Origin of the sequence: Streptomyces sp. NPDC048269, assembly GCF_040652395.1 — a bacterium.
GTDB lineage: Bacteria > Actinomycetota > Actinomycetes > Streptomycetales > Streptomycetaceae > Streptomyces.
Genome location: NZ_JBEZLW010000089.1, coordinates 1 through 10,560, shown reverse-complemented (window position 1 = coordinate 10,560; position 10,560 = coordinate 1). Strand labels below are relative to the sequence as shown.

The 10,560-nt window shown below is 68.1% G+C and carries 9 protein-coding genes and 3 pseudogenes; 4 read left to right on the top strand and 8 right to left on the bottom strand.

Going from position 1 to position 10,560, the window contains the following annotated elements:
- Window positions 1-239: 239 nt before the first annotated feature.
- From AB0D48_RS36585 to AB0D48_RS36570, 4 genes and pseudogenes are all read right to left on the bottom strand, one after another.
- Complete coding sequence (locus AB0D48_RS36585) at window positions 240-389, bottom strand: hypothetical protein (protein WP_362407409.1); 150 nt, start codon at window positions 387-389, stop codon at window positions 240-242.
- A 557-nt stretch (window positions 390-946) separates the two neighbouring features.
- Window positions 947-2,068 carry a hypothetical protein gene (locus AB0D48_RS36580; RefSeq protein WP_362407406.1) on the bottom strand — a complete coding sequence of 374 codons (1,122 nt, stop codon included), beginning with the start codon at window positions 2,066-2,068 and terminating at the stop codon, window positions 947-949.
- A gap of 231 nt (window positions 2,069-2,299) precedes the next feature.
- On the bottom strand, window positions 2,300-2,770 hold the full coding sequence (locus AB0D48_RS36575; protein ID WP_362407403.1) for a hypothetical protein: 471 nt from the start codon (window positions 2,768-2,770) through the stop codon (window positions 2,300-2,302).
- Window positions 2,770-2,835: pseudogene (locus AB0D48_RS36570) on the bottom strand (LEPR-XLL domain-containing protein); the annotation flags it as partial. The gene AB0D48_RS36575 and the pseudogene AB0D48_RS36570, both read right to left, overlap by 1 nt.
- 514 nt (window positions 2,836-3,349) lie before the next feature.
- Here AB0D48_RS36570 and AB0D48_RS36565 point away from each other — a divergent pair.
- Window positions 3,350-3,694, top strand: a pseudogene (locus tag AB0D48_RS36565) (hypothetical protein); the annotation flags it as partial.
- Between the two features lie 263 nt (window positions 3,695-3,957).
- Here the strand turns inward: AB0D48_RS36565 and fabV are convergent.
- The 3 genes from fabV to AB0D48_RS36550 all read right to left on the bottom strand — a co-directional run bounded on the left by fabV (window position 3,958) and on the right by AB0D48_RS36550 (window position 6,202).
- A complete protein-coding gene (gene fabV, locus AB0D48_RS36560; protein WP_362407400.1) occupies window positions 3,958-5,166 on the bottom strand; it encodes an enoyl-[acyl-carrier-protein] reductase FabV in 1,209 nt (402 codons plus the stop codon).
- Window positions 5,167-5,341: 175 nt separating this feature from the next.
- On the bottom strand, window positions 5,342-5,770 hold the full coding sequence (locus AB0D48_RS36555) for a nuclear transport factor 2 family protein (RefSeq protein WP_362407397.1): 429 nt from the start codon (window positions 5,768-5,770) through the stop codon (window positions 5,342-5,344).
- A 153-nt stretch (window positions 5,771-5,923) separates the two neighbouring features.
- Entirely contained in the window at window positions 5,924-6,202 is a 279-nt protein-coding gene (locus AB0D48_RS36550) for a hypothetical protein (RefSeq protein ID WP_362407394.1), read from the bottom strand.
- A gap of 170 nt (window positions 6,203-6,372) precedes the next feature.
- Here AB0D48_RS36550 and AB0D48_RS36545 point away from each other — a divergent pair, with 170 nt between their 5' ends.
- The gene (locus AB0D48_RS36545) at window positions 6,373-7,101 is read left to right on the top strand and encodes a DUF4328 domain-containing protein (RefSeq protein WP_362407392.1); all 729 of its coding nucleotides are present in this window, start codon (window positions 6,373-6,375) and stop codon (window positions 7,099-7,101) included.
- Window positions 7,102-8,447: 1,346 nt separating this feature from the next.
- Window positions 8,448-8,819 (top strand): hypothetical protein, encoded by a 372-nt coding sequence (locus AB0D48_RS36540; protein WP_362407389.1) that lies wholly within the window; start codon window positions 8,448-8,450, stop codon window positions 8,817-8,819.
- A 430-nt stretch (window positions 8,820-9,249) separates the two neighbouring features.
- On the opposite strand, the pseudogene AB0D48_RS36535 reads toward AB0D48_RS36540, so the two are convergent.
- Window positions 9,250-9,449, bottom strand: a pseudogene (locus AB0D48_RS36535) (IS3 family transposase); the annotation flags it as partial.
- 178 nt (window positions 9,450-9,627) lie between these two features.
- Between AB0D48_RS36535 and AB0D48_RS36530 the strand changes: the two are divergent.
- On the top strand, window positions 9,628-10,332 hold the full coding sequence (locus tag AB0D48_RS36530) for a hypothetical protein (RefSeq protein WP_362407386.1): 705 nt from the start codon (window positions 9,628-9,630) through the stop codon (window positions 10,330-10,332).
- Window positions 10,333-10,560 lie beyond the last annotated feature (228 nt).

Genomic DNA, 10,560 nt, shown 5'->3' with positions numbered 1-10,560 from the left:
ACATCTCGAAGCGTGGAGAACGGCCGCCTCCGCTGTCCCGGGAAACACCGCAGATCAGCAGGTCGGGTGACGAGCGAGGATAAATGCCAAGCTTAGGGATTCAGGAGGTACCTGAGCGCTGGCGCAGGGGCGGATTGCACGTGTCCTCAAACGCCGCATACCTGTGGCAGAGGACCCTGTGGACGTCCGACATCGACGGGGTCTTCGGAGATCAGCCCTACAACGCATCGTTGCAGCAGTCACCGCGTCGGCCTTCTCCGATCGGGCAGCAGATCCACGGGCCTGCGGGTTTCGACGTCGACCAGCACAGTCCCGTAGATACGACCCTTGTGCATCGCGTACTCGTCGATGCCCACCGCCCGCGGAGCCGACAGTTGGGGGTCAGGCATTGCATCAACCAGGCGAATTACCGTGCTGCGGCTGACGAAGATGCCGAAGACGTCCGCAGGACGGGCGCCGGCTCGGCCGGCCGAAGGAGACCCACCTCGGCCAAGGCCGCACGCAACCGCTCCGTCCACTGAGCATGACGGCGAGTCAGTCCGGAGACCTGTTCAACGAAGGTCTGCGTCCGCAGGAGTTGTCCGTGCAGCTGAACCGGCCGACCTGTAGGCGCAGCACCACACGCCTCCCTGCGTGGGAAGGTCAACGGGGAAACGCAGGTAGGACCCATGTATGTGGTTCGACCACCCTCCGCAGCCGGGTATCGAGCACTGGCCGTCAGGCATCCGACACCGACCCGGACTACGTCGCCGTCGTCCTGCACCGACACCACCCTGATCTCCGGAGCCGACAGGAAGAGCAGTTCCTCCAGCCCGAGCAGTACCTCTCTCCCAGCCCAGAACCATCAGGCCAAACGAGGCCAGCACAGCTGTTTCCAGACGATCGCAACGGGCCCACCAGCGAGATCAAGAATCACACGGAGTAGCCAAACCATAGAAGTTGGACGCTAGAAGTAGCCGGCGCGCATGTGCTGCGTGAGGTTGTCGAGGATCTCGCGCAGCCACGGGCTGCGGACGGCCGGCAGCCGGACCAGGGTGTGCCGGAAGGTTTCCGGGTCGGCTCGGAACAGGTGGCGCGGGCGCGGCGCGGGTGGGTCGAAGTCGTCGCGGAGGACGCCGTCGGGGAGGCCGCCCGACGTGGGGACGGGCGGGTCCGGCTCGGGGAAGGCCAGCCACAGCCACACCCCGAACGGCAGCGGCACCGGGTATGCCGTCGGGTCAGCCGGGGCCCAGACCTCCCCAGTCTGCGGATGGGTCGGCACGAGGAGGATGCCGGCATCCCCGTCGGGAGCCGGCCGTCCCGGTCCGGCCAGGACGGCGCGCCGCGCGTGCGGACCCGCGGGAAGCATGGCGTCGAGCGCGCGCCGGAACACCTCCGCGGCCAAGCCGTCCGGGACCATCACGGGTCGCCCCTCCGAGGCCGCCAGCAGGTGGGCGAGTGCCCGGCCGGCCGCCGCCTCCCACTGCGGGCTCCACGACCACCAGTGGTTCGACCAGTGGCCCGCTCCCAGCCGCGACCCCCACGCCGCGATCGGCTCGAACGGGGGTGTGCCCTTGCCCTCCGCCATCAGCTCCGCCCAGGAATGCGGCGCGGCGTCGGCGCCGTCGACGGGTAGGCGACGTACCGCACTCGGGGCGAGCCACATCGCCTGCCAGAGCGAGCAGTCGTCGATCCGGCTCGCCACGGGCAGGGCACACGCCACGCAGGCAACGTTGGGGCCGGCGGTCCCGTCGAGGCCGCAGCAGTAGCCGCCTCCGCGATTTTCCGGGATCAGTACGGTGCCGTGGGCGTCGCCGGGTGCGATGACGGTCGCGCCGGGCGCGCCGTCGGACAGGGCGTAGACCGGCGCGTAGACACCGCGGGCGGCTGCCTCGTCCGGATTGATCTCCTCCCACTTGCGCCACGGCGGTCCCCAGGGCTCCGATTCCACGGCGAACGTGCCCGACTCCATGAGCACCGGGAGCTGAGTCCCGTTCCCGTACTTCTGATGGGCGTGGACCGGCACGGCGACCTGGGACAGCGGGATGGTCAGCTCAGCGCCGCACCTCGCACACACGAAAACGAACAAATGTCCTCCGCCTGGGAAACAGAGGCATCATCGCAGCCCGGCAGCAGCAAGCCCACCAGTTTCGGGCGGGGCCGGAGGACGGTCATCTGTCACACAGCGTGCATGTCCACAGAAAGTTGTGCCAGAACCCGAGAAATAGGAACACCCGCCACGGGAGCGCATGAGTGTGGTGCGGCTATGGGACCGGCACGACCGGACGGTCAGGATGCTGCTGGCAGTGGCCGCCCTCAGTCAGCGGTTGCTGGGGCTCAGTAGTGTGGCGGCCGCGGCGATGAAGGCGACGGATGCTTCTTTGGCGGCATGCCGCTGGGCGTCCAGCTCGCTCCGGTCAATGGCCTTGCGCAGCGCGTATGTGGCATCTGCGGCCTGCTGGGCGGCGCCGGCCAGCTCGGGGGCCAGGACCTGAAGGCGGATGTGGGGCGCGGTGATTGCCGCCCGGGTGTCGTGGGACCTCGTCTGGGCCTCCAGCTGGTGCTCGTTGCCTGCCTCGGTGAGGGCCAGACGCTCCCGATGGAACATCGCCGAGCGGTGCGCGTCCAGGGCGGCCGCAAAGTCGGTGACGGCGCCGAGCTGGTCCTGGCGGTAGCTGTCGGCGCGCTCCTCGGCGCGTGCGGTGCGTGCCGAACGGTGCTGGAGGAGTCCGGCGGTCAGGGCACCGGCGAGGGTACCGAGTACGGCAACGATCGAAGGCCATATGGACATCAGGTGTTGGGTCCTCTCGGGTAGTCGGTTTCGGTGGTGAGGTCGGCGGACAGCAAGATACGCGGCGGCGCCTTCGGTCTCGGGGTTAGGCCTGCGGCGCTCCGGACTTACCCTGGCGGTCAATTTGCGGCTGGGGTCAGGGATTAGGAGCCCCGGGCAATGACCACTTGCTCCGAGCCGACCAGCACACGAGACGGCCGGAAGCAAGTACCGGCGCGCTCCCAGTACTCAGCAACAACTTTCCTGTCGCTGACGGAGCGTCTCTAGCGGTAACCGACAAATCCTTTGCGCGGACCGCCAGGAAGGGGCCCTCCACGTGCAGCCGAGGCTTTCCGTCCGGCCGCACGAGCAGGCTCTCCTTCCAGGCAGCAACCGCCCCGATCCGCGACAGCCCTACGCGGCCGTCCATCAGGTCTTGATGCGCACGGGAGAACTCATGCGACAACGACATGCCCAGATGTTCCTGCCGCACCGCCACCAAGTCGAGTCGTGGCCTGAGTTAGTGCAGTCAACTGACCAGGCTTGGCACGAGGGCTGGGAAACCGCCGCGTTCCTCGCCACCACCAAGGCCACCAGCCGGTGACCACCCGCTCCCGCACCCGATTGGAGCGCGTGCGCGCCTCGACCGGCATCGCCTACCTGGCCCTCCAGCAGATCCAGGACGACCTCACCGCCGACGACGTCGACCGGGCGGAGCTCGCCGCGATCCTGCGCGAGTTCATCGAGGACACCCCCCCGGTGGCCTCATCCCGGCCCTCGCGCAGTTGTTCACCGCCGCCGCGCAGCGAGCCGAGCAACTCGAGCCCGACCGGGACGGCGACGCCTCCCACTACCTCCACGAGTCCGCCGCCCTGATCACCGACAACGCCGCTGCGCGCCCTGCTCTGGGCTGCCCGCGCCCTCGACCCGCAAGGAGAATCCGCAAGAGCACACCCACCTTCTACGCGGAGATGCCCGAGCACAGCCTGGTGCTCCTCCTCGGCCCCTCCGGCGCCGGGAAGTCCACCCTCGCGAACACCTGGCCCGCCCGCCTCGCAGGTCCTGTCCCTGGACGCGCTGCGCGAGGTGGTCAGCGACGACTTCTCTGTCACGTCCTGCGTGTTGAGCGCGGTACACGAGCCAGCAGCCCAGATAGCCGCTGCAATTGACGCGCTTCACGACAGGATCGGGGGCGTTCGTGGCGCGGGTCAGATGGTGAGAGTGGGCCAGGGAACGTCGGTTTCGACGGCGGCGGTGTAGTCGACGCCGGGGACAGAGAAGCCGTAGAGGCGACGAACCTCTTCGCTGAACCAGGCGAGGTCGGCGAGTTCGTTGATGGTGTCGCTGGTGGCGGTGCTCCAGCGTTCGGCGACGGCGTTCTGCACGGCGGGTTCGAGTTCCCAGGTGTCGAGGCGGACCCTGCCCTCGTCGTCGAGGTCGAGGGGGCGGGCGCCGGTCAGCTGGTCCCACAGCTCTACCAGTTGACCGATCGGGGCCACCATGGCGTCGCCGAGGACACCGCGGAGCAGCCCGACATACAGGGCGATACCGGGGATGGCGGTGGAGGACTGGGTGACGGCAGCGGCGTTGACCGAGGTCACGGCCCGGCCGCCCACGGTCTTGCCGAGGCGCTCGTCCAACGTGCGGGCGGTGGTTTCCAGATGGGACTTCGCGGCGCCGATGGTGCCCTGCCGGTAAATCGCCGCGGTGAGCGGCGAGCCGATGTAGGACAGGGCGGCGGTGGCGAAGCCGTCGGCGAGCAGGGACCGGTCCGCCAGGAACGTGATCCACCGTTCCCAGTCGGTGCCGCCCATCACCGCAACGGTCTGCTCGATGTCGTCGCTCTCGGCTGGCGCGGTGGTGACATCCTTCACCTCCGGGGCACCGTACTCGTCGAAGACGAGAGTCTTGGTGGTGTACGGCGAGCCGATCGGCTTGAGGGCCGAGGCATACGTGTTGCCGGTGTCCGGGTCGGTGCGGCGAGGCGCGGCCACCGAGTAGATCAGGTAGTCGAGTCGTCCCCCGAACCGCTCGACGAGGAGGTCGGCGACCTGCTCCTTCACCGTGTCGCTGAACGCGTCGCCGTTGAGGAAGACCATGTCCCGCCCGTGCCGTCGGGCGAGCCGGGCGGTGGCGGCGGTGCGATACCAGCCGGCCGTGCCGGTGCGCCTCGCGGGCGCCTTCTCGAAGCACACGCCGATGCCACGGATACCGACGCGGGCCAGGCCCGCGATGGTAGCGGCCAGGCCATACCCGGCGGACGAGCCGATGACCAGGGCCACCGGCCCTTCGCCCCCGGCGGGTGCAGGGGTGGGGACGGCCTGCCACATCTCGTCCACCAGCTGTCGGCAGCCGCCAGGGTGGGAGTCGAGGAACAGAAAACCCCGGCTCTTGGGCGCAATGACGCGTTCGCTCACGGTGTGGTGCCCCAGATGTCGTCACGGACAAGGACGCGGCGGCCGCCTCGGCCACCCCGTCCTGTAAGTCTGCGGTCGTGCGGACGAACACGTGATCTTGACCGGCACAACGATGCCCAGCCAGGCTTGGAGGGTTCCACCAGCTGTAGCAGGGGCAGTTGGCGGCACCCAAGTCTCATCCCGCGGGGTAGGACCGAACCTGCCGACCGGCAGGAACGTCTCGGCTGGAGCCCACTGACTGGGAGGCCGTGGTCTTGCTGTAGCCGAGGGACTCCACGATCAGCCCGTCCCGTACGAGGGTGAGGTTCACGCCGCGGACCGAGTCGGCGGGTCCGTCGCCGAAGCGGTAGCGCCAGCGCACCGTAGCCCGGTCGCCGGCGATCACGACGTCCTCCGGCTCGAACTGGCTCGTGTGGTCCTCGGCGAGTGCCCGCCAGAACTCCAAGCATGCGGCGCGGCCCTCGTCGCGGGCTCCGTCGAGGGCAGGCTGGTTCGCCTCCATCACGCAGTCGTCGGCGATCAGGTCGTCGAGCAGGGAAGCGTCGTGGTCGGTGAAGGCGCGGTTGAAGAGGTGGACGACCTCGGCCGTGGTGCGGAACGACATGTCGTGACTCCTTGAGACGGGTGGGGGAGTAGCTGTGGACGCACTGCTGAAGGCGGCCGGCGAGGGCCGCTGACGTCCGGACCATGGCGGGGACAGGCGACGACCCCCGTACGTGCCTGCCGGCCGCCATGGCCCTCGCGGAGCGGAACCCGATCACGCGACGGGAGGACTGATCGCGCGTTCCGCGGCACGGCTGACGTCTTCCCACGCCGCCCACGTATCCATACGGCCGCGCGCGATGTCGAACGCGAGGTCATAGACCATGCTCCCCAGGAGGAGGCGCAGCGGCGGCTCGTCGCTGTCGACCAGCTGGAGCAGCGCGGCCGCGGCGAGCTCGGGTGTTCGTGCGCAGTGACCGAACCGGAAGCAGAGCAGGCCTTCCCCGGCGCCTTCCCGGTACCCGCGGGCGCTGGGCGGGGGTGGGCCGCTCAAGCGTGCGGCGGCAGCTGTTCAGGCAGTGCGGGCCCGCCGCTGATGGGTCCTCGAACTGACCTGGGGAAACGGGTGTGACGCGCGCGGATGGGCTGCCGTAGGTTCCTGCTTGGCCCGCTCTGTCTGGCGCGCCTTCTTTCGTGTTCTGTACCCGTGGGGGGTTCTTCAGCATGTCCGCAACTCCGGTCGGTCCGCCGGACCCGTCCCCGTACGCCGCGCCCGACGTGAAGGGCGTACGGCTGCGCGCGCCTACAGGCCTGGCGGTCGCCTTGACGGTGCTGTTCACACTGGTCATCGGGTTCGGTGTGTACGCCGTGTACGCAGACTGGAACCTCCGCGCGCTCATGGAGCGGCTCCACGCGGATCCCGCAGCGGTCAGCGATGACGAGTTGTACCGAAGCGAACGGCTGACCGGCCTGGTCGGCACGATTCAGGGCAATGCCCTGATCGTGACGGGCATCGTCTTCGTCGTCTGGTTCCACCGGGTGCGCACGAACGCCGAGGTGTTCGCGCCGGGTGCGGAAAGGCTTGGGCGTGGCTGGGCGATTGGTGCCTGGTTCGTACCGTTGGCCAACCTTTGGCTGCCGTACCGGATTGCCGTGACCACCTGGGGGTCGAGCACGCCCCTCGTAGCTGGCGGAGGCTACCGTCGGTTCCCATTGACCCTTGTCAACTTGTGGTGGGGCGCCTTCGTGCTGGCCCGGCTCCTGGGTTGGTACGGAGGCATGTCCTACGCCCGTGCCGAGAGCGCTGGCGCGGTGCGTGACGCGGCCACGACGATGCTCGTCGGTGACATCCTCGAGCTCGTGGCCGCTGTCCTCGCCGTCCTCTTCGTCCGCAAACTGACGGCCATGCAGCACGCCAGAGCCGGGCAGGGACCCGTCGTCGCAGCGGTGTAGCGAAGACCTCCGGCAGCGCAGAGGGCAACACGCCACAGGCCCACGCAGCCCCCGGAAATGTCATGACAGGCTCCCCGCCCGTGGTGTCGACGGCGGCGCGGGTCTTCGGCTTCCAACGCGGCGGCGAGCATCCGGCGGGCGCGAACGATCTCGTCGATCAGGGAGCCGGTCTCGGTGCTGCCGTCGGCGTTCACTACGCTGAGCACGGGCGTGCCTTCCGAGCCCGCGCTGCGAACGCGGGCCTACTCGATGGCCATCAAAGGATCATTCGGGAAGGTACGCCCTTCGTGTCCGCCCCGAAGCCGACCCACAGGTTCCGAACTGCTCCCAGCTGGTGATCCGGCGGGGGCTGTGGATCGGCCACGGTGGTTCTGGGATGGCGGTGCCGGCGCGGAAGGGCGCGATGTATTTGGTGACCACGACGCGGCTGCCGCGGTAGCCGCGTTCGCGGATCTCGCGGAAAGGGCCGCGGCGTTGGTCGCGCCGCCAAGGAAGCGTTGTTGGAGGTAGGGCTTGAAGCGGTTGATGTGACCGTTGGGCCGACGTTCGCAGGCAGAGGCGAGGATCTGGTCGAGGTCGAGGTCGGGGGTCAGGTGGTGGCGCACCGTCTTGCGGTCCCGGCCCGGGCGGTCGGCGATCGCGCTGATCGTCCAGCCGCGTTCGCGCAGCTGGTGGTTGTCGGTGTGCCATTGGCGGACGCGGGCCAGGTTTGCCCGTCATGTGGGTCGCTCGGCTCCTGCGACGAACTATGCGCAGAGGCAGCAAAGTACCTGGCCGAGGACGACCTACGCAGCGACGCCTTGCCCAGGCCGGGACATGTCCCGCCGCGGTCGGCAGGCGAGGACTAGAACCACACGGCCGACCAACCACCGAAAGGCTCCGTACCCGGCAATGGCACCCCCTGATCCGGCCACCGCCCATGACCGCTGCGCCGGGGTGCCGACGGGCCGGCCGTTCCAACGCTCCCCGTTCATCACCGGTGCTCGGGGGAAGTTGATCGTTCCTGGGCAGGATCGGCGAAGATTGAGGTTCCGGCTGCGCGGGCCAAGTGCCCCGCACGGGAGTTGTGACATCCAATCCAATGGAATAGCGAGATAGAGATGCGTGTGTGGAGTCCTGCTGTACCGGCAGCGGCAGCGGCGGGGGCTGTGGCTCTGGCCGTGGCACTGACCGGCTGCAATGATGCGGGCCTGGGGAAGAGCTCCAGCTCCCATTCGCCCAGTTCCAGTTCCGGTTCCAAGGCTGGTGCCAAGAAGACGAAGTTCGTTCTGGGTGAGGCCAGCCCGGCGCAGGAGAGTGCGAAGCAGAGATCGGCGGATGCCAAGTTCACAGTCGCGCCGACCGAGGTGAAGACCGGGACCCAGGCCGACATGGACAACTCCGGCCTGAAGAAGGACGACAAGGACGGCCCGCAGATACCCGTCTACGTCTGGTCGACGCTCACCCACAAGAGCGGCACGGCCATGGAGATCAGCGACATGGACGACGACCTGGTCATCAAGACGGACTCGGGCCAGCGAACTCGTGCGCTCCTCGTCATGATGGGTGACGCGAAGTGGCCCAACTGCCCGGAGCCGGACGCGGAAAAGAAGCTGAGCCCGGGCCAGTCGGAGAAGATCTGCACCGCCTTCCTCATTCCGGAGGGCCGCAAGCCCGTCGCGGTCGAGCTGATGCAGGGCTTCCACGGGGAACCCCTGGAGTGGCCGGTCACCAACTGACCGGACGCAAGCGGAAGCTCGGCACGTGAGCCAGGCCGGCTCGCCGGGCCGGTAGGGTCAGATTCAGCTCGTGCCGGCATGGGTGTGCGGGTCAGGCTGGTACCCAGAGCGCTCTGGGGGTTGCAGCCGGGCCGCCGCCCCGCCCGCCGGATTCGGCGGGCGGCCGGCAGCGCCAGGGTCTTCGGCCGGGATCTCAACCGCCCGCCTCTTGGAGGATCTGGCCTCAGCGGGGTCCGGGCAGGAGACCCGCACCGGCTCGTGCGGCGCTCCGCCCGCCGGGCTCCGCCCCCACCGCAACGTGCTGACACCCACCGGCAACGAGGCCGATTCCTTCCCCCACCGCGGGAGACACTCCAAACCCGCAGTCCGCCGGAAAGGACAGCGGGGAACTGAGTTTGTCCCTGTTTGGCGGACAGGTTGCATGTGTTGGTCAGGCTGCGATGGTTTTGTACTCGGCTGGGCTTCGGTAGTCGAGGCTGGAGTGGAGTCGTCGGGTGTTGTACCAGCCCTCGATGTAGTCGAAGATCGCGTTTCGGGCGGCGGATCGCCTGTGCCACTGCGCTGGCTGACCTGCTCGTTCTTGAGTGTGGCGAAGAAGAATTCGGTGAGCGCGTTGTCCCAGCACACTCCGGTCCGTCCGACAGTGGGCTTGCTCCTTTTCAAGAGAGTTGATGTCCCGGCACAGGGCCGACGACGGCGCACGTGATCTGGCGCATGACGCGCGCTGGCGCCGATGATGAGGATATGGCCCACAGCCGAGCGTCGTTGCGTATAGCGTGGCGCGCATCGTTCAGGAGGGGAGTGAGGTTTGGCGCCATGGCTCGTAGCGCTGATCGTCTTCTTAGCGCTGGTCGTAGTGGCTGTTGTGGTCGGGCTGGTGGTCCGGTCGCTGCGGCCGTCGCATACCACCGTTGACCGCGTGATCATGATCGGCGGGACTGCGCTCGCCGCCCTGTCCGGAATCATTACGGCAGTCGTTCTTCCTGATGCGGACAGACCCTCGGCGAGTGTGAGTGAGCGAGAGTTGCCGGTCCCGGGCCCGTCACCCACCCAGTGGGCGGGCGGACCATTCAGTCCGCAGCCGGCTTCGCCGTCAGCATCTCCTGATGCCCGGGCCGGCTCCGATCCGTATGCGGATGTCGACGCACTTCTGACCGGGGTGGATGAGGTGACGCTGGCGCACAAAAGCCGTTTCGACCTTGACAGCGGCCGCCTGAACCAGCTGGGAAGTGACGACTTTCAGTTGGATTTCGGCATGTTGCTGTTCGGGGAAGAGAATCACCTCAGCAGCAAGGTCGAGATGGGCTGGATCGACAATATCGATCTACCCGATTGCGCCGGCCGCGCACGACTGGAGTCGCGGCCGAAGTGGCTCTCTCTCATGCCCAGGAATTGGCAGATGCGCAGTATCTGTGTCAGGACCACCACGGGGCGGTGGGCGGTGGTACGTGTGGTGAACGGACTGGGCGGAGCATCGGACTTCCGGATCAGATTTGGCTTCCTTAAGGACTGAGTACCCCAGCCCCGCTCTGGCGGGGACACCCCTCGTTGCTCCGCGCGCGCCCAGTCCGCCGGGATGCCGGACGGCCGGAAGATCGTGGTGCAGTGCAAGCGCTAAGGGTTGTCCCGTAAATGATCTTTGAGTCGGGCAGGGTCGGTCGCGGTGCGGTCCGCTGGCCTATCCGGCGATGGCGAGATTGTGCATGCGGGCGATGCCGAGGACGGCGTGGTGGACGCCGTC